At 41.7% G+C, this 22,482-nt stretch carries 24 protein-coding genes; 13 read left to right on the forward strand and 11 right to left on the reverse strand.

From position 1 onward, the window contains the following. Positions 1–142: 142 nt before the first annotated feature. Positions 143–2,236 (reverse strand): prolyl oligopeptidase family serine peptidase, encoded by a 2,094-nt coding sequence (locus AAEY93_RS01465; RefSeq protein ID WP_351074564.1) that lies wholly within the window; start codon positions 2,234–2,236, stop codon positions 143–145. 313 nt (positions 2,237–2,549) lie between these two features. Between AAEY93_RS01465 and AAEY93_RS01470 the strand changes: the two genes are divergently transcribed. Next, positions 2,550–2,843, forward strand: coding sequence for a hypothetical protein (locus AAEY93_RS01470; RefSeq protein ID WP_351074566.1), 294 nt, complete (start codon positions 2,550–2,552; stop codon positions 2,841–2,843). Positions 2,844–3,003: 160 nt separating this feature from the next. Continuing rightward, positions 3,004–3,282 (forward strand): peptidylprolyl isomerase, encoded by a 279-nt coding sequence (locus tag AAEY93_RS01475; protein WP_011639051.1) that lies wholly within the window; start codon positions 3,004–3,006, stop codon positions 3,280–3,282. Between the two features lie 175 nt (positions 3,283–3,457). Here AAEY93_RS01475 and AAEY93_RS01480 read toward each other — a convergent pair whose 3' ends face one another. Next, a complete protein-coding gene (locus AAEY93_RS01480) occupies positions 3,458–4,183 on the reverse strand; it encodes an arginine N-succinyltransferase (protein WP_124012621.1) in 726 nt (241 codons plus the stop codon). Between the two features lie 247 nt (positions 4,184–4,430). Between AAEY93_RS01480 and AAEY93_RS01485 the strand changes: the two genes are divergently transcribed. From AAEY93_RS01485 to AAEY93_RS01495, 3 genes are all read left to right on the forward strand, one after another. Next, entirely contained in the window at positions 4,431–5,999 is a 1,569-nt protein-coding gene (locus tag AAEY93_RS01485; protein ID WP_124012694.1) for a S41 family peptidase, read from the forward strand. Continuing rightward, complete coding sequence (locus AAEY93_RS01490; RefSeq protein WP_351074569.1) at positions 5,999–6,382, forward strand: hypothetical protein; 384 nt, start codon at positions 5,999–6,001, stop codon at positions 6,380–6,382. Before AAEY93_RS01485 ends, AAEY93_RS01490 begins: the two co-directional genes overlap by 1 nt. A 154-nt stretch (positions 6,383–6,536) precedes the next feature. Then, positions 6,537–6,788 (forward strand): DUF2999 family protein, encoded by a 252-nt coding sequence (locus AAEY93_RS01495; protein WP_101033909.1) that lies wholly within the window; start codon positions 6,537–6,539, stop codon positions 6,786–6,788. 153 nt (positions 6,789–6,941) lie between these two features. On the opposite strand, the gene AAEY93_RS01500 is transcribed toward AAEY93_RS01495, so the two are convergent. Then, a complete protein-coding gene (locus AAEY93_RS01500; protein ID WP_124012623.1) occupies positions 6,942–7,433 on the reverse strand; it encodes a MarR family winged helix-turn-helix transcriptional regulator in 492 nt (163 codons plus the stop codon). Between the two features lie 146 nt (positions 7,434–7,579). On the opposite strand from AAEY93_RS01500, the gene AAEY93_RS01505 reads away from it, so the two are divergent. Continuing rightward, entirely contained in the window at positions 7,580–8,461 is an 882-nt protein-coding gene (locus AAEY93_RS01505; RefSeq protein ID WP_124012624.1) for an EamA family transporter, read from the forward strand. Between the two features lie 194 nt (positions 8,462–8,655). Here the strand turns inward: AAEY93_RS01505 and AAEY93_RS01510 are convergent, their stop codons facing one another. Continuing rightward, a complete protein-coding gene (locus AAEY93_RS01510) occupies positions 8,656–9,171 on the reverse strand; it encodes a hypothetical protein (protein WP_101033905.1) in 516 nt (171 codons plus the stop codon). A 292-nt stretch (positions 9,172–9,463) separates the two neighbouring features. Beyond that, positions 9,464–10,471, reverse strand: coding sequence for an AraC family transcriptional regulator (locus tag AAEY93_RS01515; protein ID WP_351074572.1), 1,008 nt, complete (start codon positions 10,469–10,471; stop codon positions 9,464–9,466). Between the two features lie 185 nt (positions 10,472–10,656). On the opposite strand from AAEY93_RS01515, the gene AAEY93_RS01520 reads away from it, so the two are divergent. The 4 genes from AAEY93_RS01520 to AAEY93_RS01535 all read left to right on the forward strand — a co-directional run bounded on the left by AAEY93_RS01520 (position 10,657) and on the right by AAEY93_RS01535 (position 14,553). Continuing rightward, positions 10,657–12,123 (forward strand): flavin-containing monooxygenase, encoded by a 1,467-nt coding sequence (locus tag AAEY93_RS01520; protein ID WP_351074574.1) that lies wholly within the window; start codon positions 10,657–10,659, stop codon positions 12,121–12,123. A 59-nt stretch (positions 12,124–12,182) separates the two neighbouring features. Continuing rightward, positions 12,183–12,956 carry an SDR family oxidoreductase gene (locus AAEY93_RS01525; RefSeq protein ID WP_351074576.1) on the forward strand — a complete coding sequence of 258 codons (774 nt, stop codon included), beginning with the start codon at positions 12,183–12,185 and terminating at the stop codon, positions 12,954–12,956. A gap of 42 nt (positions 12,957–12,998) precedes the next feature. Further along, positions 12,999–14,090: an alpha/beta hydrolase gene (locus AAEY93_RS01530; protein WP_351074578.1), complete on the forward strand. Its 1,092-nt coding sequence runs from the start codon at positions 12,999–13,001 to the stop codon at positions 14,088–14,090. 190 nt (positions 14,091–14,280) lie between these two features. Next, the gene (locus AAEY93_RS01535; RefSeq protein ID WP_351074580.1) at positions 14,281–14,553 is read left to right on the forward strand and encodes a DNA polymerase III subunit epsilon; all 273 of its coding nucleotides are present in this window, start codon (positions 14,281–14,283) and stop codon (positions 14,551–14,553) included. 268 nt (positions 14,554–14,821) lie between these two features. Here AAEY93_RS01535 and AAEY93_RS01540 read toward each other — a convergent pair whose 3' ends face one another. After that, on the reverse strand, positions 14,822–15,226 hold the full coding sequence (locus AAEY93_RS01540) for a hypothetical protein (protein ID WP_335687162.1): 405 nt from the start codon (positions 15,224–15,226) through the stop codon (positions 14,822–14,824). A 320-nt stretch (positions 15,227–15,546) separates the two neighbouring features. Here AAEY93_RS01540 and AAEY93_RS01545 point away from each other — a divergent pair, with 320 nt between their 5' ends. Together AAEY93_RS01545 and AAEY93_RS01550 are read left to right on the forward strand one after the other, a co-directional pair. After that, entirely contained in the window at positions 15,547–16,035 is a 489-nt protein-coding gene (locus tag AAEY93_RS01545) for a TIGR00645 family protein (RefSeq protein ID WP_351074582.1), read from the forward strand. Between the two features lie 209 nt (positions 16,036–16,244). Beyond that, positions 16,245–16,754: an ankyrin repeat domain-containing protein gene (locus AAEY93_RS01550; protein WP_351074584.1), complete on the forward strand. Its 510-nt coding sequence runs from the start codon at positions 16,245–16,247 to the stop codon at positions 16,752–16,754. A gap of 123 nt (positions 16,755–16,877) precedes the next feature. On the opposite strand, the gene AAEY93_RS01555 is transcribed toward AAEY93_RS01550, so the two are convergent. Then, complete coding sequence (locus tag AAEY93_RS01555; RefSeq protein ID WP_351074586.1) at positions 16,878–17,600, reverse strand: hypothetical protein; 723 nt, start codon at positions 17,598–17,600, stop codon at positions 16,878–16,880. Between the two features lie 180 nt (positions 17,601–17,780). Between AAEY93_RS01555 and AAEY93_RS21250 the strand changes: the two genes are divergently transcribed. Next, on the forward strand, positions 17,781–17,999 hold the full coding sequence (locus AAEY93_RS21250) for an ankyrin repeat domain-containing protein (protein ID WP_502959545.1): 219 nt from the start codon (positions 17,781–17,783) through the stop codon (positions 17,997–17,999). Between the two features lie 196 nt (positions 18,000–18,195). Here AAEY93_RS21250 and AAEY93_RS01560 read toward each other — a convergent pair whose 3' ends face one another. The 4 genes from AAEY93_RS01560 to AAEY93_RS01575 form a co-directional block, all read right to left on the reverse strand. Further along, positions 18,196–18,861 carry a hypothetical protein gene (locus tag AAEY93_RS01560; RefSeq protein WP_351074588.1) on the reverse strand — a complete coding sequence of 222 codons (666 nt, stop codon included), beginning with the start codon at positions 18,859–18,861 and terminating at the stop codon, positions 18,196–18,198. Between the two features lie 261 nt (positions 18,862–19,122). Next, the gene (locus AAEY93_RS01565; RefSeq protein WP_351074590.1) at positions 19,123–19,845 is read right to left on the reverse strand and encodes a hypothetical protein; all 723 of its coding nucleotides are present in this window, start codon (positions 19,843–19,845) and stop codon (positions 19,123–19,125) included. After that, positions 19,842–20,714, reverse strand: coding sequence for a hypothetical protein (locus AAEY93_RS01570; protein ID WP_351074592.1), 873 nt, complete (start codon positions 20,712–20,714; stop codon positions 19,842–19,844). The genes AAEY93_RS01565 and AAEY93_RS01570 overlap by 4 nt, the downstream gene beginning before the upstream one ends. 451 nt (positions 20,715–21,165) lie before the next feature. Then, the gene (locus AAEY93_RS01575; protein ID WP_351074718.1) at positions 21,166–22,359 is read right to left on the reverse strand and encodes an IS4 family transposase; all 1,194 of its coding nucleotides are present in this window, start codon (positions 22,357–22,359) and stop codon (positions 21,166–21,168) included. Between the last annotated feature and the right edge of the window lie 123 nt (positions 22,360–22,482).

Genomic DNA, 22,482 nt, shown 5'->3' on the forward strand with positions numbered 1-22,482 from the left:
CACTAAGGTAAATACTAACGTAAACACTAATGTGAACATCACTGTTAGAATTAGCGTAAAAATCAACGTTGAATTCTAAAATATAAAAAAAGGGCTTCAGTAGCACTGAAACCCTTTCTTTATTAATCACTAACCAAGTTTTTTAACGCAGCTGCTGCATTAAGTAAGCGTAAACCATTGAGCTTAACTCGGCAGCTTGAGTGTTATCTGCCGCGCCAGCATGGCCGCCTTCGATGTTCTCAAAATACAACACATCAATGCCCATGTCTGCCATTTTAGCCACCATTTTACGCGCGTGTGCAGGATGAACCCGATCATCACGTGTTGAGGTAGTAAAAAACACTTTAGGGTATGTAACCCCTAGTGTTAAATTATGATACGGCGAGTAGGTTTTAATATAGGCCCACTCTTGTGCGATATCAGGATTACCGTATTCACCCATCCAGCTGGCACCTGCTAATAACTTATTGTAGCGTTTCATGTCCAATAACGGCACTTGACACACTACGGCGTTATATAGCTCAGGGCGACGAGTAAATGCAGCGCCCACTAGCAAGCCACCATTACTGCCACCTTGAATGCCAAGATGTTGGCTTGAGGTGATTTTACGGGCAATTAAGTCTTCTGCAATGGCTTCAAAATCTTCATACGCTTTATGACGATGTTGTTTTAACGCCGCTTGATGCCAAGCGGGGCCGTATTCGCCACCACCACGAATGTTGGCAAGCACGTATACACCGCCCTGCTCTAACCAGTTTTTGCCAATAGTGGCCGAATAGGCCGGCAAGCGAGACACTTCAAAACCGCCATAACCGTAAAGTAACGTAGGGTTGCTGTTATCGAGTTTGATGTCTTTAGCCATCACCACAAAATAAGGCACTTTAGTGCCGTCTTTTGATTCAACAAAATACTGCTGGGTGACAAATTTATCGGCGCCAAATTGCTGTGGCATCGCTTTAATTTTATCCGCTTTTAGGCTTGCACCATTTAAGCGATATAAACTGGCAGGCTCTAAAAAACTGGTGTAGTTAACAAAAAAGTCATCGCTATCACGTTCAACATCAAACACACTTAAGGTGCCATTAGCTTCAAAGGGGACAGGCTTACTTTGCCACTCACCTTTATCATTTTGCATGTAGCGTACAAGTTGGCTTTTTACATCATCCAACCAAGTGACAAAAATAGCATTCTGGCTAAATGACACTTGCGAAATAGAGGCGTGCTTCGTTGGCGATACCAATTCACTAAACGCTGGTTTTTGCGCAATCAGCTTATTTACTGGGGTATAGACGATGGCACCTTGTTTAAAAGTACCGTTTTTAGTGACTAAATCACTTTTTAACTCAATATACAGCTGCCCCTTAAAGTAGCCTTTTAAATCTGCATCCTCAGGAATAGGCAGCGAGACCAGCTTTTTATTTTGATAAACATAATGTTTCGCGGTGTAAAAGGTTAAGCTTTCGGTGACGATATTCAGTGGTGTTTTATCATCAAACATCACATAACCCGACACCGCAACGGATGTTTTATCGCCTCTAAACACTAATTTAGCGGCAGACAATGGCGTACCGCGTTGCCACAATTTAACCACACTTGGGTAGCCTGAATCGGTCATACTGTGCCCATCACCAAAATCAGTACCAACAAACACGCTATCTTTATCAATCCAGCTTAGCATTGACTTCGCCTCAGCCAACACAAACGGCTGCTGAGTACTGTCGACAAAAGATTTAGTGGTTAAATTAAATTCGCGTACTTCAGCAGCATCTGCACCACCGCGAGACAAGGACACAAAGCAGCGCTCGTTTTGTGGGTATTGGCATTCAATGCCCTTAAATACCCAATTAACACTCTCAGCTTTACCGAGGGCATCAATATCAAGCACCGTTTCCCAGTTTGGTTGCGCTTTGGCGTATTCAGCTAACGTGGTACGGCGATAAATTCCACGCTGGTGGGTTTCATCTTTCCAAAAATTATACAAATAATCGCCAATGCGGCTGGCATAAGGGATACGCGCTTTATCGTTTAAGATCTCTAGGCTGTTTGCCACCAGATTATCAAAACTTGGGTAAGCCTTAATGTGGGCCGCAGACAGGGCATTTTGCTGCTTAACCCATTCCATTGGCTTTGCGCCTTCAACATCTTCTAGCCAAATATATTTGTCTTCTTCTGCATGAACAGGTGTTGCCATAGTCATCGCACTCGCTATACATAATGGTATGATTCGCTTAAGCATTAAAATTTCCTTTTCATTATCTGCTCGCGGTATTTTATAAACTTGCCAATACTGTAATCCATTTAAACAGTGTTTAATCACTAAACTTGCGCAAACGATAGCAAGTTATGCCTAGCTGATTGACTGGTTAGCGTAATGAATATCACTGACAACGGCACGAAAATGGCCAGTCCCAATGAGATAATATGCCATAGCTAACTGAGCTTGTAAGCGCATTCAGCCTAAGAAAAGCATGAACGATGCAAATCTCAACACGGTTATCTTACGCTAAAGTGCACCATAGTAAGCGCGTCATTGGACTGCCTAAATACCCATGTCAAACACACTCTTGAATGCATTTTTTGTGAGTAAAGCTAGGCGGCAACGCTGGACTAAACCTCAATATGGTTTTTACCTGCCAGTGATCATTATTGCAACACTATTATTGATGTTTACCTATGATACTTTGGCAGTTTTCAGTCAATTTACGCAATTCTATTTAGCGCATTTTGATTCACCGTTTATTCAGTTTTCAAGCTTATTATTAGTGCTGGCAATCGTTATTGTTGGCGCAATCCTCTTTACTCTCGTGCTGTGTTTACAATTGATTTTTTTGGCGAGAGATTGACCTGGTCACCCGGCAACATAATGGTGTAAACATCACTCAATGCTCACCATCTTTGACCTTATGGGATTGAATATATTATTCGGGTAAGGATCTACTGCCAATTTAGCTGACAAAGCAGGTATAATAATGCGCTAACTACAGCGACACTAAGACCGACATCATGGCCAAAACCGCAGCAGCATTACATATATTAGTTAAACACCAAACTCAAGCTGAAGACATCATCAAGCAGCTTAATAATGGCGCCAAGTTTGACGTGTTAGCCAAAAAGCATTCTAGCTGCCCTTCAGCTAAAAGTGGTGGTAACTTAGGTGAGTTCAAAAAAGGTCAGATGGTGCCACCATTTGACAAAGTGTGTTTCAACGGTGAATTAATTACCCCACACTTAGTCAAAACCAAATTTGGTTGGCATGTGGTGAAGGTACTTTATCGCACCTAGAAATACTCGTACCTAGAAATGGTCGATCTTAGAATGAGTCGCACCTAGAATAGTCGTTCTTAGCATGAGTCGCTCTTAGAATAAATCAGTCCAGAACAATCTTGTGATAAGTAAATGGTAAATAGTGGGCTTGATATCAATGCCCACTTTTCAAAACACCCTCGGTTTACAAAATTTACTCTCGCAGTTTGATCGACAGCTCACCGTCACGAATTTGAATATCATCCACACCATCGGCAAACGCATTCCAAAAGCCGCGATCGCCAAACTCACCCACCAAATTGACGTTTTTCATATTCCCAAGCCAGGCATTCGGGATAGGTACGCCCATTAAGCTCACGCCAACCAGAGCGACCACCGGGCGACGATTAGCGTCTAAATGAATATCTAGCCCTGTATTCACTCGTAAAATCTCCCCTGCCATAATCGGGAAATCTTCTGGGATGGGGATCAGCATTTTGGCGCTGGCTAAATTATTGGAAAAATCAATCGCGACACGCTGCGCAAAATCAGGATTGCGGCCAATCATTGAATTAACTTCTTTTTCACTAAAGGTCACCTGACGGTCGGCGTCAAATTCTCGATAGGCCTGTGGGGTTAACTCTGCGCTGTTATTATTGCCACGATTGCTTCGCTTGTTGGGATCTGACGATTGACTCACTTGAGTGCTAGGCTCAGCTTGCCAGCCCAATTGTGCCAGTTTATGGTCTAGCTGTTGAGTTTCTTTGGCCGTTAAGGTGACGGGGGTTAACGGCGACGGGAAGATATAAGTGCGGATAATAAAAAATGTTAATCCCACAGTCACCAACATGGTCGCTAAAATAATCAGCAGTAGTTTAACCCCAGACGCGCCACCTTGCCGACGGCATAGCGCCGAGATATTGATTAATGAAGCTCGCATTGACTCGCCTTTTTTTATTCTATGTTGGCCTATCATGGTAATGCTCTCTTTAGTTAAACAGCAACTATAAACTGAACATTGCAACGGATGCCCTCGTATAAAAGTATCATTACCCCGCAGATAGCATGGTTGTTAAATCTTATCTTTGTTCAATAAACCGAGTTACAAATCAAGTCAATTGTAATAAAGTTGTAAATAATAAAAGACTCAAATTAACCATGACATCTGAGTATATTAAAGGATTATGATGAAGTTACTCCCTAGACACATATTAGCCCCATTGATTATCAGCGCCAGCTTGCTGCTATTAACCGCTTGTGGCGGTTCATCTGGCGGCGATGACAGCACCAATACAGGGTCTACCTCACCTCAGTGGGTTGCAGGCCAATTTGCTGACGATTCGACCTTAGCAAATCAGTGCAGCGCGCCATTAACCCAAAAGCTGTGGCTCCGCTCATGGAGTAATGACACCTACCTGTGGTACAACGAAATTATTGATCGCGATCCGGCGCCCTATAACGTAGCAGAATATTTTGAACTGCTTAAAACAGAAGAATTGTCTGACACTGGTAACCTCAAAGATAACTTTCACTTTTCCATGTCGACAGCAGAATGGGAATTACTCAATGGATCCGGCGCCTCGGTTGGTTATGGCATGACGCTAAATTTGCGTAACGCTTCAGCAGGTATTTCACGACAAGTCACTGTGGCTTACAACGAACCCAACTCGCCAGCGAGTGATGCAGACATTAGCCGTGGCGCTATTATTGTCACTGTTGACGGCGTAAGCGTCGCAGATGCCAATGACAGCGGCAGTATCGACACCATAAATGCAGGTTTATTCCCCAGCACCAGTGGCAAGCAAACCGTGTTTACGCTTCGTGATTTAGATGCACAAACAGACCGCACCGTGACACTCTCTGCTAGCACTGTGGTATCAACACCAGTACAAAACACCAAAATCATTCAAACGGCTAGTGGCAAAGTGGGTTATTTACAATTTAACGCCCACATCGCAACCGCTGAAAAAGGTTTATACGATGCCATGACTTTGCTCAGCAACGCGCAAGTTGACGATTTAGTCGTGGATATTCGCTATAACGGCGGCGGATTGTTAGCCCTCGCCAGCCAAATGGGCTACATGATTGCCGGCGATAATGCTACAGCCAACCGAGTATTTGAACGCACCAGCTTTAATGACAAATACCCTACCGTTAATCCCGTTACCCGCGAAGCCTTAACGCCGATGCCGTTTATTCCTGAATCAATTGGATTTAATACTTCATTGCTTAGCAGCGGAGTCCCACTGCCTTCGTTAAATCTTAAGCGGGTATTTGTACTAACAACGCCAGGTACCTGTTCTGCCAGTGAAGCCTTAATGAATGCCCTTCGCGGTATTGATGTTGAGGTAATTCAACTCGGCGAGACCACCTGTGGAAAACCATACGGCTTTTACCCCACCAATAACTGCGACACAACATATTTTACCATCCAGTTTAAAGGGGTAAATGATAAAGGCTTTGGCGAGTATTCTGACGGTTTTATGCCATCAACCAATCCAACCGTAGACAGCGAAGTACCAGGTTGCGAGCTAGCCGACGACCTTGGGCACGCATTAGGTGATACCAACGAAAGATTATTGAGTGCAGCCTTATTTTATCGCGACAACAACCGCTGCCCATCGACAGCAACTGCAGTCGCACGCGCACCAGCACAAGATCCCTTTGTCGACCCAGGCTTTATGCTGCAAGACACACGTAATCAAAATGTGCTTAAAAATAACCGTATTCTCACGCCATTGGCTTTGGAGCAATAATGCTAAAGCAATTAATTGGCATACTGGCGATATTGGCGGTGGGCGGCTGTGGTGCAACGGCAAACGAGTCGCCAGCCCAAATGCAACGTGCAACACTGACCAACCCAAGCAGCCAAATCCATGCTGAGTTACAACAAGCATTGGCAACTTTGTTAGGGGCAAGTAATGTATTAATCGCAGACGATGCCTTCACACAGTTGAGCCAAGAAGTGATTGAACGTGCGCAGCACAAGGATGCTAATGGTTTGCTCATAATGGGGCGCAGTACTGAGATGCCAGTCACTGTGCAACTGCTTCAACAAGGCGATAATTGCCTATTGCGTCATGTGCAAAGCGGCAATACCACCTCGTTGTCGCAAGCACGTTGCGCCGCTGAAAAATAACGGATAAATGGCCCGAGCGCATATCACTTGCGGTCGGGCCATTTATACAGATCAAGCTTAACGGCTTGGTATCCAGCGCCATGAAAACTTACTACCGCAGTTATGTGGTAGAATTAGCCTATGTTTAACATCAACGATCACACAAGGTATCGTAATGAACCCTATTCTTGCCATCTTCAAAGAACACAATATCAGTGACGCGCAAATTAATGAGCTGTTCCAGACGTTGACTGAAAACCCATTTGCCGCAATGGCGACTATTGGCCAGTTAGGGATCCCTGCGGATAAGCTACAACAATTGATGGGCATGGTTATGCAAAACCCAACCTTAATCAAAGAAGCAGTCGATGAACTGGGTTTAGACTTTTCAAAAGTTGAAGCAGCAAAAGCGCAGCTACAGCCATAAGCGCAAAGCCTTTTCAACCTGCAATAACAAAAACGGCTAGGGTCTTAAAGACACTGGCCGTTTTTTATAGCATATCTTAACTCGGGATAATAAACGTTTATTAAACAGCACTTTGACCTGATAACTGCGTGTTATTGACTTACAATAGACCCACTATTGGCGTCCCTCAAAAGCAGTTAACCAATTTTTGAGTAGTTGGTTCAATTCGGGCACTTCAGCATCAGACAGGCTTTGGACCAGTTTGTGCTGAATTTTCACGTGCTGTTCAATCACTTCATCTATGGTGACAAGACCTTTTTCAGTCAAGCCAACCGAGACACTGCGCCTGTCTTCAGTGCTGTGTACACGTGCAATTAAGTCTTTATATTCAAGCTTATCTAAACGATTTGTCATCGCGCCAGAGGTTAACATCATTGACGATAATAACCCTGAAGGGGTTAAGATATAAGGCTTACCTGCACGTCTTAATGTCGCCAGCACATCAAACTCACCCATGGTCAAGCCAAACTGTTTATGGCAAGCGGATATTTCGGCTTCAATGTGTTTTTGCAAACGCAAAAAGCGCCCAAGTAACGCCATTGGTAGCGTATCTAAATGCGGCTTTTGTTCGCCCCATTGTGCTACCACTCTATCAATATCCTCCATACCTCACCCTTATCATTTGCCACTCAAAACACAAGTTAAAAACTTAATGTAAAGATACTTCATAAAAAGGTACTTTACAAAAATAACTTAACGGTTCAGAATTGATACTTATCTTTACGTGAAGATATTTAATACAAAGGTAGTTAATGAATATTTTACTGGCCATGATCCCAGCATTTTTTTGGGGTACCACTTATGCGATGACCCAGTTCACCTTGCCCGACTGGCCACCATTATTACTCGGTGCCCTACGTGCGTTGCCTGCTGGACTGATATTATTGGCAATAAAACCTAGCCGACCTCTAAAGGCAGACTGGCCCATTTTGATTAAACTCGGCGCAATCAATATTGCGGTATTTTTCAGTTTGATTTTTATTATGGCACTCACACTTCCGTCGGCCATTTCTGGTATTGGTATGATTTCAGTGCCGGTTTTCGCGATGTTATTTCATTGGGTTAGCAGTAAAAAGCGCCCGAATCTGCAGCAAGCCTTTTCTGGCGCTATCTTAATGGCCTTAGCTTGGATGCTGTTTGATCCAAATTCGATCAGCTTAAATCCGATCGGATTAGTGGCGATGCTGGCGGCTATCAGCTGTATTATTATCGGCAGCACGGTAACTAAATCGTTAGGTTCGCGGATTCATTGGTGGACAATATTAACCTGGCAACTCGTTATCGGCGGTGCATTCTTATTGGTTGCAGCAGGAATTCAGGCACTGTTTTCACCTGAGCAATACCTCAATGTGGTAAACCAATTTAGTCTAACTAATGGTTTAGGCATCAGCTGGATAATCTTACTCAACACCGTACTCGGTTACAGTATGTATGTGTGGTTATTACAACGCATGTCAGTGGTCGACTTCACTTTTGGCGGCATTGCCAACCCAGTAGCAGGTATAGTCTGCGGCCTGGTATTAATGGGTGAGTCATACACACCACAGCAATATCTGTTGATGAGCGGGATGATTTTAGCCTCTATCGCGCCAACATTAATTCAGTTGTTACGCCAAAGAATACCCAGCACTTAGGCTAGCGATTAAAATTAGGCGCTTAGCGAGTAACTAGATTTGTAACTAAGCTAGTCGCTCTAGCCTTTAAGCGAGTAACTTAGCGAGTAATGAGACTCGTAACTAAGTTGGTCACTCTAGCCATTAAGCTAGTCGCTTAGTGGCTAATAGACTAAAAATTAAGCGAGTGACTAGACTAGTTACTTAGCTGGCAATTACAGCATTGCTCTTAACTGATTGAGTGCATCAACTGAAAAGCCTTGGTCATAAAAGTAAATCACTTTACCTTGTGCATTTAATAGCACCACTCGAGTATTGTTTGGTTTTTCATTACCGGTAAAGGCTTGTACTTTTTCACCATCTTTATAGACAGTAACTACGCCTTTCCAAAGCGGTTTAGGTATTCCTGAACGCATGCCATTATCAATAAATGTACTGAACATTCTAGGAAACAGTCCCTGTATTGTCGGAACCTCAAATACCGAAACTTGAGTTTGGGTCATATCTAAACCAATCAACCAGCGATCAATGTCAAACTGAGAGTCTTGCTTGTAACCGATCAATAATAACGCCACTTCACCTTTTAAATCGTCAGGCAAGGTCATAGACTTTTCTTCAAGGTTTTGCCCTGATACAGACGGGAAAGCTTGCCCTGTAATAGCCTGATTTGGATAACTAGTGCTACAAGCACTAAGTAGCAATAAACTTGCAATAATCATTAAATAACGCATCTGTAGTCCTTTTTGATAAATTCCTTATCCCTTTGTACGCTGCTAAACGGCAAAAGGATTTTATTAAGCTAATTGAGATCTTTATTTTTCGGGCTCAAATAACGTTACCCTAAAGACATCTTCAAAGCTGCCATCTTGGTTACGCCGATATACACTCACTCTTTTTACTAAGTCGATTAACAGTTTAGCCAAGTTTTTATAAGCTCGCACCCACTTATTTTGGCTCTAAGCTCTATATTTTAAGCTCTATGTTTTAAATTTTAGCGGCTCTTTGCTTATGTCGCACAGGTGGCTATCGCTGTTTTTTTACCTGCTTTCGATACTGGCTTGGGGTCATGTTTTTGCAGCGCTTAAAGCTGTGGCTAAAATTAGCCCCATCACTAAAACCAAGGCGTTCAGCAATTTCATCAAGTTGTATCGGCGTTAATAATAACGCTTCGGCGATGCCAAAACGAACATCATCACGCACTTGGCGCCAACTGGTTTGTTCTAGTGTTAGTTGACGATGTAAAGTGCGAGTGGTTCGCGCTAAATGCTGGGCGATGTCTTGCATTGATGCTGTTAAGCCTAAGTGTACTAAGGTGTCTTTTACCAACTTAGCGACAGGCTGCCAGTTTTGCTTTTGTTGCAGTAGTTGGCTGCATTGCGCTTCACATAGTCTGGCGGTGGCTTCATTGGCTTTTATCAATGGCAAATCTAATAGCGGTGCCAATCCAGCAAAACCGTTATAGCTGGCATTAAACTCAATCTCAGCGCCCAGTCTTTGCTTTATATCCTCGAGTGACAAGCCTGGGGGCTGGGGCGACGTAAACTGCAATTGTATCGGCCAGTCGTTACTTTCAAATACTTCTCGTTGGAGCATAGCGGCGCCCAACATGTCTCTGACTAACACCAGTTCGCCTAACTCACCAGGAATGTCGCATGAGAACCTTAGGGATAAATCGTCTTTAAGCTCAGTTAATGTTATCTGTGAAAAAACATAGGTTAAATCTAGATAACGTAAGCCTAATTCAATTGCCTTTCTCGCAGTACTGCTCGCCAATAGGGCATAGCCCATGATGCCATAACTGGTCAGGTGATAACGGCAGCCTAACGCCATTCCCACCTTAAATGGGCATGAGGTATTGAGCATGAGGTTATTTAACACCTGTAATTCTTGTTTGCCTTCGACCAGTTGGTCGTGATCTGCTAATTGGGCGCTCACCAGACCCGACCCTTGCAGCAACCGATCCTCATCAATACCCAGCTCGATGCCATAAGAAACAATAATTTGCACACTGGTAATGCTGCGAAATGTCATAACTGATGGCCGCCATGTCTTAAAATCACAAATATACGTCCCTTTAGCGTGTAGATCAATTAACAATAGTTTCCTATGCTGGAAGGATAATACAAATCGTTAACATTCTTTGAATGCTTAGAGGCATTATTACTCAAAGCAGCAATAACAACAGCGAATAACGATAGTCATCATTGAGGGTCCCGATGAACCAAGTAAAGCGAAACCCTTCGGTTGTCATCATTGGCGCAGGCATGACGGGCATCTTAATGACCATTAAACTGCGCCAAGCTGGTATCACTGACATTGTAGTTCTAGAGAAAAAAGACTGCGTCGGCGGAACGTGGCGAGAAAACACTTATCCAGGGGCTGCCTGCGATGTACCCGCTCACATGTATACCTATTCATTTGAACCTAATCCCAACTGGAGTCGCTTTTTTGCCCATGGACCAGAGATTAAACAATACTTCGAGCACGTGGCAGATAAGTATGAGGTTAAACGAGACATCCGCTTTAACGAAGCGGTTACTGACGCACAATATGCCAATGGCAAATGGACCGTAAAAACCAGCCAACAGCAAACCTATATTGCCGATTTTATAGTGTGCGCCACGGGCATTTTGCATCATCCGCAATTTCCAGACATTCCCGGACTAGCAGATTTTAAAGGTACGACATTTCATACCGCCCAATGGAACCACGACGTCGACATATCCGCTGCAACCCGGGTTGGGGTGATAGGTACAGGGTCAACCGCCGCACAAGCCATACCCGAATTGATTAAAACCGGTGCTAAAGTCTCGGTTTTTCAGCGCACACCACAATGGCTAATGCACCTGCCCGATTTTACTTTTTCAAACACCAGCAGAAAGTTAATGGCTCGCTTTCCCATCATCACCAAAATTCATCGCAATACGGGCAAGTTCTTTCTAGAACATTTTTTTACCAAAGCGGTAACGGGTCACTTTATCCAAAAGCATGTGTTAAATTTTTTGTGTAAAGCCAATTTACGATTAAGCATCAAAGACAAAACCTTACGGGAAAAGCTACGACCTCATTATCAAGTAGGCTGTAAACGGGTCATTATCAACACCACCTTTTATAAAGCCATTCAAAAACCCAATGCTGAGTTAATAACAGCGGCCATTGAGCGCATAACTGAAACAGGCATTATCACTACAGACGGTAAACACCATGATCTAGACGTGTTGGTTTTATCGACGGGGTTTAATGCATTTAATTTTATGCGCCCAATGAATCTAATTGGGCGTAACAATTTACACATTGATAAAGCTTGGCAACATAAGATCAAAGCCTATCGATCAATGCTGCTCAGCGACTACCCTAACTTCTTTTTAATGCTCGGCCCCAATACCCCAATTGGTAACTTTTCGGTTATCGCCATGAGCGAGGTTCAAGCTGATTACGTGATTAAAATGATTGATAAATGGCGTGACCATGAATTTGATGAGTTTGAAGCCAAGCAACAAGCCATTGACGATTTTAATGCCTACGTAAAGGAAGGGTTAAAGGGTACGAGCTGGGTTGGTGGATGCCAAAGTTGGTATTTAGATGCCGATGGCGACCCAATTTTATGGCCTTATACTTGGCAGCGATGGGTGGATGAAATGAAACAGCCGCAGATGGAACACCTTAATACCCGATCATTTTAATTGGCGACTAATGGTAACGACTAGCGGTAACGATTAGCGGTAACGATTAACTGGATTTTATGATGAACAAAAACACCATCTTGATTACCGGCGCGGCTTCCGGCATTGGCTTAGCGGCAGCACGGCACTTTCATAAAATGGGCTACTGGGTCGGTATGGCCGACCTAAATTTAGCGCTATTAAAAGACGTCACCAAACCATGGGATCACGCTCGGGTGCGGCTATTTCAACTTGATGTCAGTGATTTTACCCAAGCACAAAATGTTGTGGCCGAATTTTGTGCTGAACATAATAATAGCTTAGCGGTATTACTCAATAACGCCGGCATATTGGAGATAGGTCCTTTTGAAGACATACCTATCGAACAGCATCAGCGCACGCTAAGTGTCAATGTCATCGGTGTAATGAACCTATGTCATGCTGCATGGCCATATTTAAACAACAATGGCACAAGTACCATTATCAATATGTCGTCAGCCAGCAGCGATTACGGAGTGCCAGAATTGGCCAGCTATTCGGCCAGTAAGTTTGCCGTAAAAGCGCTTACCGAGGCGCTAGAACTAGAATGGCAAAAATACGGCATCAGTGTATGCGATGTTATGCCGCCCTTTGTCGCCACCAATATGCTTAAGTCACAGAAAAACACTGCAAAAGTCATGCAACGACTCGGTGTTAATATCACCGCAGAAGATGTGGTAGCAGTGATAGATAAGCAAGTAAGGCAGCCTAAAACCCACAGAACGGTGAGTGTTTTTTATGGGCTATTACATGGATTAAGTAACGTATCACCAGCGCTTATCAATCGCCTAGCAATGAAGTTTTTAAGCCGATAAAGCTTTTTTAAATGCGTAACAATAACAACAAGGCCCATTAAAATGGACAGTTTCAACAAGCCACCGGCACAAGGCATTCAATCACACAAAAAACAGCTACCCATCGAGCAATTACAAGGCAAACCATTACAAGCCCCTCAACTTGAAGCTAAACAATTAATGGCCGCAAAGATGTTGTCATTAGCACCGTTATACAAGTTGCCAGTAACATTATTCAGATATGTATTTCTCGCGATGGACCGAGTACTTGGGCTGACTAAAATTGAAATGAATAAGGTGGTTAATTTAACTGTGCCAGTGCGCACTGGCACTCCTCTTATGGGCACTATTCCTTTGAACGAACATAGCGCCAGCGTTACTAGCAATAGCACAATCAACATTCGCAGCTATTATCCCAGCGCCAAAACACCTCAAAAAACACTGGTGTACTTTCATGGTGGCGGCTGCGTCATTGGCAGTATTAACACCCATGATCGCTTTTGCCGCTACCTGGCTAAACATGGCAAGATGAACATTATCTCAGTCGGTTATCGGCTGGCACCCGAACATAAATTCCCCATCCCGATTTGTGATGCCATTGAAGCGTGGAACTATATCAATGACAATCATCAACAATTTAACATTAACCCAGAACACATCGGTGTGGGCGGCGATAGCGCAGGCGGATATCTGGCATGTATCATCGGCTTAAATTCTCTGCAAACATCGCTGCCAGTAAAGACAAAAGTAAAACCCGCATTTCAGTTTTTAATCTATCCAATGGCAGATCTGCAAGGCTTAACTGAGTCTTATCAAGGTTTCAATAAGCAGTTAATACTCACTCGCGATTTAATGGATTATTTCAGGTTGCATTATTTAAACTCTCTCGACGAAGTCACCCTGCCCTTAGTGAGTCCACTGCAAGCAAAAGACATTAGCGAATCGCCCAAAAGCTACATATTAACCCTTGGTTTCGATCCATTAAGAGACGATGGCATAGCATATGCGCAACGCCTAAAAGCAGCAGGCATCAACACACAACACCAGCATTATGACGATTGCATGCATGGCTTTATTTCAATAACAAAGCTCAGCGCGCGCGCCAAACAAGCCACTCATAACATAGCAATGGCATTAAACCGCTTCAATGATTAATGATTGATTGATTGATTGATGGATTGATGGATTGATGGATTGATGAAAAGTTTACTCAAACATCACGTATTTCCAGCTAGCGAGACAACTTATGCTAAAATGCACCAATCAGCTTTATGAATGTGCAACTCTCATTTGTTTGACTGAGCGTAGTGAAACGCTACCGTGATTAACTAATGAGGATACAACAATGAGTAAGTTAAATGCCGAAGAACGCAAAGCCCGTGATAACGAACGTTTTTCACAACGAGTGGATGAACGCAGGGTAAAGGGCGAAGATGTTGTTGCGTATGCACTTGCCAATGATAAAGCGTTTAAGTTTCTGACCAAAGATGAGAAACATAGCCTTAAGGAAAGACAGGCAGCGCTTGCAGAAGATGTCAGTATTAAAAGACAGCAACAAATCGAGCTTAAAAATCAGCAAGAATTAGACAAGATTGCAGCGGACTTTACCGAAGAGTAACCCCCCTATAAACAGCCATTGTTAATGACGATGGCTGGCTTACATTCAAATGCTTATTTTTATAAACTAAAATCGATAAAGATAGGCATTTGAAGCGGCAAAAAGCTTACTGACTTACGGCAATGAAAACACTGCAATTCTTAGTCAGCGACTAGCAAGCATGCGATTAAATTTATGGGGGAGCTCCTAGACTCTTAGCCCATTTATTCAAAAGAGATAAAGTTTACTTCGCCCCTGACGACCTCTGATAACGATCACTCCAAAATGACTAGCGTACCCACCGCATGAGCTCGTTAGCATCTATCACCGCGAGCTGCCTTTTAGTTAGGATCCCTGCTGAGTCAAAGAGTAATAACTCTGAAGCGCTGGCACGATGTTTAGTGATGAACGCCTTTCCCTCAGGAGTACCCACTCTGGCAAGAAGAAAGAACACATTATCACCAAGATGAGCACGAGCTTCATTCATCTGCTCAGTCTGGCTGATACTCGCAACAAGGTTAGGATCATAAACAAATACTACCGAAGGCTTACCCGTTCCGATTTGTTCGTGGGTCGCCTTAAACCCCTTGGGCATCACCATTAGCAACAGTCCAAACAGCAAGACGATGGATGCAATAACACTTATCGTAATCCAAGGCATTTTACGCGTCGCGTTTGAATTATGTTTATCCATAATAATAGGTCCCTCTTTTAACGGTTGAAGTACATAACCAAGCAACGCAGTATAATTAATAAAGCTGAGGCCTAGATTAAAAATTGTTGCGATAAATAAACAGTAGATGATTTAGACGGCAATAACGCTTACTCTGCCTTCACTAAATATCAACCACTAAGAACATAATGCAATACACTGTGCATCATGCAAAGTGTACAGGCAACACATCATCACATGTGCCACTGCATGTCGGCGCAGTTAACGTTAATTTTGTTATTGTTTTAGAATGAGTGACTTGAGTTATTTCTACCTATTTTATCTGAAGGATTAAATTTTTTATGGAAAAAGTGTTTGAAAGATTGATGTATGCATCACGCTGGATCATGGCGCCTATTTATCTGGGATTAAGCCTAATCTTATTCGCCTTAGGCATAAAGTTCTTTCAGGAGATCTTTCATCTCCTACCCAATATCTTCTCGATAGCAGAAGTTGATTTGGTGCTAATCACACTATCACTTATCGATATTACCTTAGTCGGTGGTCTGCTCATCATGGTGATGTTTTCAGGCTACGAAAACTTCGTATCACAGCTTGATGTGGGCGAAAACAGTGAGAAACTCAGCTGGCTTGGCAAGATGGACACAGGTTCGCTTAAAAACAAGGTGGCCGCATCTATTGTAGCAATTTCATCCATTCACTTACTTAAAGTATTTATGAATGCCGAAAATATCGCGAACGACAAGATCATGTGGTATCTACTTATCCACATCACTTTTGTGTTATCGGCCTTTGCCATGGGATATCTGGATAAAATTACCCGCAAATAATAGCAGACTTATATAGTACAGATAGCATTGGTAAATGGGGTCATAGTCTGCCCCCACTAATTACAGATTTATGACATAGTACCTAATTAACTAGCGATTACTTTTCTGACGGTGTTACAAATGCAGGCTAGCGGTGTTACTAAGGTGGGACTCCACACTTTGGAATACTGGCTCTTAATGATAAGAATAAAATTGTGTGGGGGTGAGAGATGAAAGCTAAAGCTTTACTCATTGGGATTCTAATACTGATTGCTGCTTATGTGGCAGGGGCTATTTACACATTATCAAACAGTAAGATTGAAAGTGTCATTATTAGTGGTGCGGGTGAAGATGGCCTGTATATTCCCAATGCAATTAGTCACGCATACTTAATGAATTTTAGATTAAGGGATTCTGATATCAAAGAACTCGAATCTAGGGCAGGCATAGCAACCCTATTCGGAGTTCAGGATGAAGATAGAAAGTATCTCTACTTAGACAGTTTTATTAAAAATGGTGCATCAGTAAATGCAGAGAGCGTAATTAGTGGCCTGCCGCCACTTCATGCTGCCTTATTGTTTAATGATAGTAAGCTCGTTCACTTTTTGATCCTTCGAGGCGCTGAGACTAAGCAAAAAAATACTCAGTTCGGAATGAATGCCCATGACTTTGTGAAGCATTTACAGGCTAAGAAACCATTAATCGATCGAAGTGATGTTTTGATAGCGTTATCTCTGTAAGGCCATTTATGTTGATCCACATCACTTTTGTATTATCGGCCTTTACTGGGAGGCATGGACAAAATCACTCGCACAAAAATAGTAGAATTAAAAATAAGCCCCTATCAAATGGGGCCAGTTTAACTACCATTGCTTTAACAAGGTAAAAGGGACACCTGAAGATAGACGAGTTAACACATAAGCATACACAGAGGAGTAACTCCCACCCTCGACGCTGTTTTCAATATAAAACAATACATCTTCGATACCATCGCCGTTATAATCGCCTTTTGCCATTAATGTTATTTTTTGTCTGCCGCCTGTAGAATCGACAAAAATAGCCTGTTCAATATTCAGCTTTTCCACACTCTTAATTTGGCTCATATCTTCCCAGCTAGCCGCTTTAGCAAGAAGACGTTCATCATCTCTAGATATGACCAATGCTAATTGAGGTGGCGTTATGCCGGCAAAAGCTTTATTAAACTCGATATTTCCAAGAAAAGACTGTTTCGAAGCCTTAAAATCAGCCATGATCTGCCAGGTCATACAAACTGTATGCTTGGCATCAAACATTCCTTGTTTACTATTTTCTGTAGCAAAATACCCTGATGAAGTGAGATCTATCAGTGACGCACAACTGTTAACATTAACGATGTCCAAACCACGCTTCATCGTTTTTGAATAAAACCATTCTTTATCCAACGCTTCAGCCATATCGGTTGAAGTAGTTGCAATTACTGGCTCCATAAAATAACCATTAGTTCGATTATGTTCTGTAAAACTAGGAGCTATTATAAACTGTTCGTTACTCGCACAGGCTATGTGGGAAAAAATCAAAAAACCTAACAGAGCAATTTTTTTAATCATTTTGCATTACCTAATAAATTGCGAACGTAAGCATTACGTTCATCCGATATTTTTGCACGTGGAGACTCTAAAGAGGCACTTTTAAAATCACCAGCTTTAAGATTGTGTGGGGTGAGAGATGAAAGTTAAAGCTTTACTCATTGGGATTCTGATATTAAAGAACTGGAATCTAGGGCAGGCATAGCAACCCTATTCGGAGTTCAGGATGAAGATAGAAAGTATCTCTACTTAGACCGTTTTATTAAAAATGGTGCTTCAGTAAATGCAGAGAGCGAGATTAGTGGCCTGCCGCCACTTCATGCTGCCTTATTGTTTAATGATAGTAAGCTCGTTAACTTTTTGATCCTTCGAGGTGCTGCTACTAAGCAAAAAAACTCAGTTAGGAATGAATGCCCATGACTTTGTGAAGCATTTACAGGCTAAGAAACCATTAGTCGATCGAAGTGATGTTTTGAAAGCGTTATCTCTGTAAGGCCATTTATCTTGACCCACATCACTTTTGTGTTATCGGCCTTTGCCATGGGTATCTGGACAAAATCACCCGCAAATAATAGTAAAATCAAAAACTAGCCCCTATCAAATGGGGCTAGTTTTACTACCATTGCTTTAACAAGGTAAAAGATGCTTCTGAAGATAGACGCGTAAGAATGAAGTAATCGACTGAATTGTAGCTCCCACCTTCGACGGTATTACTGGTGCTCAAAAGCATATCCTCAATACCGTCACCATTATAGTCACCTTTAGCTCTTATATTAAGCCTTTGCGATCCTCCAGAATTATCAACAAAAATTGCGCTAGTTTCATCGATGGCTTCAACCTTCACGATGTGACTCATTTCATCCCAGTTTGTGGCTACAACCAGACGACGCTCATCATCCTTCGAGATAATTAAAGCTAATTGCGGCGGAACACGTTTGGCAAAGTTTTTGTCCAAATTAACAACACTAAGGTAGCTTTGATGCGACGGCTTAAACAGGGATAATTCTTGCCATGACTTACATATTTTATAATCTATTATAACGGCCCCATAATCCGCAGACTGCGAAGCTTCATACCCTAAATCTATACTCGCAACTAAATCTGCGCAGGTATTAACCGTTAACTTCTTATGGTGATTATGTTTCAGCTCTGTTTCATAACCCCATATGTCTTTATGTAAAAGTTTGAAGTCATCAGCATTGTGTGTTTCCCTTGTTTGTTCTAGGAAAAACTCACCTGCATTTAATGGTAATAATGGTGCTATATTTCCAGTTGCATTCACACAACCCAATCCTAATACAACTAAAATTATTAACGCTATTATTCTTACCATCTTGATATTAATCATAAATTTAAATTGGCAATGTAGGAAGACTGTATGAAATGAAACTCTAAATCTAACACTTTATTAGTATTCAAAATCGCTTACTATCAAGAATGCAAACGTTAAATTAGTGTGATGAAATACTGAGCTTAACTTCGACTGAAGAAAAAATAATATCATTCAGCTAAACACTTGCCCTATCAAATGGGGCTAGTTTTACTACCATTGCTTTAACAAGGTAAAAGAGGCATCTGAAGATAGACGAGTTAATACATAAGCGTACACAGAGGAGTAACTCCCACCTTCTACACTGTTTTCCATATAAAACAACACATCTTCAATACCATCGCCGTTATAATCGCCTTTTGCCATTAATGTTATTTTTTGTCTGCCGCCTGTAGAATCGACAAAAATAGTCTGTTCATTATTCAGCTTTTCCACACTCTTAATTTGGCTCATATCTTCCCAGTTAGCCGCTTTAGCAAGACGACGTTCATCATCTCTAGATATGACCAATGCTAATTGAGGTGGCGTTATGTCGGCAAAAGCTTTATTAAACTCGATATCTCCGAGGAAAGACTGTTTCGAAGCCTTAAAATCAGCCATGATCTGCCACGTTTTGCAAATATGAAACATCGCATCAAACATTTCTTGTTCATTCGCTTTCAACGCTGAATAGCCTTGTGTTGTTAATTCAATCATTGAGGCGCAACTATTTACATCAACAACTTTACCGTTGTCATGTCTCATATTGTCAGAGAAATACCATGGCAGTGCTAATGCTCTAACCATCTCGGCAGAAGTTGTTACTATGACTGGCTCCGTAAAATAGCCATTTGTCTTATTATGTTCACTATAACTTGGATCTATGAACTGTTCGTTACTCGCACAGGCTATATTTACAAAAATTAACGCACCTAACAGAGCAATTTTTTTTATCATTTTGCATTACCTAATAAATTACGAACGTAAGCATTACGTTCATCCGATATTTTTGTACGTGAAGATTCTAGAGAGGCACTTTTAAAATAACCAGCTTTGAGGTGCCTATTAAAATTAGGAAAGGTATTTTTTAGCTTAGTCATTCCTAAATTAAATATCATATCAAACAATGCCAATTTAACATCATTGGGAAACGCCGCAAATTCAGTAGCTCCATAAATACGTTTTAGCTCAATTTCAAAACTGGAAATGTGTTTTTGAATTTGATTATCAATCATTGAATCTGTTAGTACTAATGAGGTAAATGCTTTGAAACGTTTAGAGCCTTCCGCTTTACCAAATGGGCGTTTCTGTATTACATTAAACTCATCTTCAATCTGCTTAGCAGTTGCCGGCACTCCCGTGCTACTAACCACAAAAGGTACCTTTTGAGCAGCCTGAACATCAACCATCATATGCCCAACACCTACAGTGACTTTACCGACAGTATCTAAATACATATGCGGCACACGCCCTTCATATTTCTCTAGGTTTTTCTTCAAAATCACTTTCAGTGAACCAGAAATAGGTACTACTGCTGCCATCGCGATTGCGCTTAATTTTTCATTAAACTTACGATGTGAGCGACCGTTAGTATCTATTTTTCCGTCAGGGCGAACCATGGCAACTGATTTACTTTGAAAGATTTTAATCGCAGCTACAGTTTTTGAATTCTCTGGACGAGCACCCAATCTGCCGTCTTCAGCCAATTTTCTTGTGGGCGGTATGAGTCCTAATAAATTATTTAGTGCTACCTGCACGGCTTTTACATCATTCGGTGTGTTTACACCGCCCAATCCTACAGATTGAGTGATTACTAACTTAGCCATTGTTACTCCTTGTAAATGTCTAAACGTTTTAATTAGAACTGACTTATAAAATCTGTAACCCATTAGTGTGCATCTAAACGAGACCTAAAAACTCAAAAACCTATTTGATGTTCGTTTATTAGCCTTTTCAAGACTAACTTTTAAGGCGCTTCCGTAGTCAATAGCACATCAAAAGATTATTTCGTTTGATAAATAAAGGGATGGTAATTGATATAGTGGACTTTTTTGTATTATGCCAGCCAATAATAGCCATATCTAACGTCAAATAGACAAGAGAACTAGGCCTTTAACTATTTAATACTTACCAAATAGGCTGAAAATTAATAGATAGAATATACTTGAATTACCGAGCAGGTTAAATAATCAGAAATGATAGATTTTCCATCATAAATAATTACTTATGATGAGTTTAGGAATAAATGGGGTCAGAGTCTGAGGGATCCCCACGAATTTAATAGCATGCTTGTGGATCCTTGATTAACGATTGTAGCATCTTAATTCCTGCTAGCCAGTGAGACTTCAGTAGCCTCAAAGACTTATCTTTGTAGGCCCTTAATCCTATAAATTGGTTTGAGAGCACGTTGCGATGCTTTATTGAGTTAGCTTGATATTGCCTGTGCTTATCAGCTGATTTTACTGCCAAACCAAGCAGGTAAAGTATAAATTGTGATAAGCAAGCTATGAGCAGGAGTACGCCTAATTTACGGTGAATCCTTGTTCCGCTATCATTCATTTTCAACCCTGTTTTAACATCTCTAAAACTCTCTTCTATCTGCATTCTCGTCGCATAAATTTTAACGACTCTTTTAGCAGCATCTCTTCTACTGCATAGCGATGTTGCCAGTAACCACGGCTCTTTTTCTCGCTCGGCACTTGTTCGTGACTGTTTACTCCGTCTAGCTTTATCACCTGTAGCCACTTTGTCTTTTCGCCCTTTAGCGTTGCGTTTAAAAATCACTAAGCGAGATTTAAAAGCAGTTTGCTCACCTAAGTAATATATGCCGAGATTTTTGGCATTTGAGTTTGCTTGAGCATACAAATTTTTAACTGGAAACCAATCATCCCCAATATGCTTTTTACAGTGAGTTCTGTTTCTGAATCGCCCGACATAATCCCAATCAAGTGACAGTATTTGTTTAAACCATGGAATTCGAAATCCAGCATCAGTCACGATGACAGGCTTGCAGTCACTAGGTAGCATCGCCTTCAGTTTGGTCAGAAAGAGTAGATGAGTTTTAGGCTTTTCTTTTTTGTTTAGCGGATGTATTTCTTCATAAAGTGTCAATGAGCGTCCTTGAGCCGCCAAAGATGCTCTAATGAGAAAATGCTGCTTACGGTCATCAAGATCTGACCAATCGATATGAATGATGGGTTGCTTCATTTTTCCGAGGAGCAAGCAGGTCATACGAGTATAAATGAACTCAATATCACGATGAAGATGAGGATTACTACAAAGCCTATCAACACGCTTAATCTTATGTTTTTCTTTGGCTTTACTTTCAATATCACGACCAAGCCCTGTGATTGATAATGCTCCACCATTCATTGAGCTTTCAATTGCAGAGAACAGACTTTGTCGGCGAGTTTTGTGCATTAACGGGGTGACAAGTGAGAGGCATTTTGATAAAACTTGTTTTGCATTCATGGCATTTACTCGTGGTAATTTTTGTTTGGCGATAAATTTGATCACCAAATGTCATGAATGTTCCTTAGTTTTTAACCTATCTCATTATTTTTATTCATTCTTTTGTGGGGATTCGTCAGACTC

It is taken from the genome of Shewanella sp. CAL98-MNA-CIBAN-0140 (assembly GCF_040309905.1).
Classification (GTDB): Bacteria; Pseudomonadota; Gammaproteobacteria; order Enterobacterales; family Shewanellaceae; genus Shewanella; species Shewanella psychromarinicola.

Bases quoted from the DNA above. Each gene is read 5' to 3' on its own strand.
- AAEY93_RS01465 (WP_351074564.1), bottom strand. From the start codon at position 2,236: ATGCTTAAGCGAATCATACCATTATGTATAGCGAGTGCGATGACTATG.
- AAEY93_RS01470 (WP_351074566.1), top strand. From the start codon at position 2,550: ATGTCAAACACACTCTTGAATGCATTTTTTGTGAGTAAAGCTAGGCGG.
- AAEY93_RS01475 (WP_011639051.1), top strand. From the start codon at position 3,004: ATGGCCAAAACCGCAGCAGCATTACATATATTAGTTAAACACCAAACT.
- AAEY93_RS01480 (WP_124012621.1), bottom strand. From the start codon at position 4,183: ATGCGAGCTTCATTAATCAATATCTCGGCGCTATGCCGTCGGCAAGGT.
- AAEY93_RS01485 (WP_124012694.1), top strand. From the start codon at position 4,431: ATGAAGTTACTCCCTAGACACATATTAGCCCCATTGATTATCAGCGCC.
- AAEY93_RS01490 (WP_351074569.1), top strand. From the start codon at position 5,999: ATGCTAAAGCAATTAATTGGCATACTGGCGATATTGGCGGTGGGCGGC.
- AAEY93_RS01495 (WP_101033909.1), top strand. From the start codon at position 6,537: ATGAACCCTATTCTTGCCATCTTCAAAGAACACAATATCAGTGACGCG.
- AAEY93_RS01500 (WP_124012623.1), bottom strand. From the start codon at position 7,433: ATGGAGGATATTGATAGAGTGGTAGCACAATGGGGCGAACAAAAGCCG.
- AAEY93_RS01505 (WP_124012624.1), top strand. From the start codon at position 7,580: ATGAATATTTTACTGGCCATGATCCCAGCATTTTTTTGGGGTACCACT.
- AAEY93_RS01510 (WP_101033905.1), bottom strand. From the start codon at position 9,171: ATGCGTTATTTAATGATTATTGCAAGTTTATTGCTACTTAGTGCTTGT.
- AAEY93_RS01515 (WP_351074572.1), bottom strand. From the start codon at position 10,471: ATGACATTTCGCAGCATTACCAGTGTGCAAATTATTGTTTCTTATGGC.
- AAEY93_RS01520 (WP_351074574.1), top strand. From the start codon at position 10,657: ATGAACCAAGTAAAGCGAAACCCTTCGGTTGTCATCATTGGCGCAGGC.
- AAEY93_RS01525 (WP_351074576.1), top strand. From the start codon at position 12,183: ATGATGAACAAAAACACCATCTTGATTACCGGCGCGGCTTCCGGCATT.
- AAEY93_RS01530 (WP_351074578.1), top strand. From the start codon at position 12,999: ATGGACAGTTTCAACAAGCCACCGGCACAAGGCATTCAATCACACAAA.
- AAEY93_RS01535 (WP_351074580.1), top strand. From the start codon at position 14,281: ATGAGTAAGTTAAATGCCGAAGAACGCAAAGCCCGTGATAACGAACGT.
- AAEY93_RS01540 (WP_335687162.1), bottom strand. From the start codon at position 15,226: ATGGATAAACATAATTCAAACGCGACGCGTAAAATGCCTTGGATTACG.
- AAEY93_RS01545 (WP_351074582.1), top strand. From the start codon at position 15,547: ATGGAAAAAGTGTTTGAAAGATTGATGTATGCATCACGCTGGATCATG.
- AAEY93_RS01550 (WP_351074584.1), top strand. From the start codon at position 16,245: ATGAAAGCTAAAGCTTTACTCATTGGGATTCTAATACTGATTGCTGCT.
- AAEY93_RS01555 (WP_351074586.1), bottom strand. From the start codon at position 17,600: ATGATTAAAAAAATTGCTCTGTTAGGTTTTTTGATTTTTTCCCACATA.
- AAEY93_RS01565 (WP_351074590.1), bottom strand. From the start codon at position 19,845: ATGATAAAAAAAATTGCTCTGTTAGGTGCGTTAATTTTTGTAAATATA.
- AAEY93_RS01570 (WP_351074592.1), bottom strand. From the start codon at position 20,714: ATGGCTAAGTTAGTAATCACTCAATCTGTAGGATTGGGCGGTGTAAAC.
- AAEY93_RS01575 (WP_351074718.1), bottom strand. From the start codon at position 22,359: ATGAATGCAAAACAAGTTTTATCAAAATGCCTCTCACTTGTCACCCCG.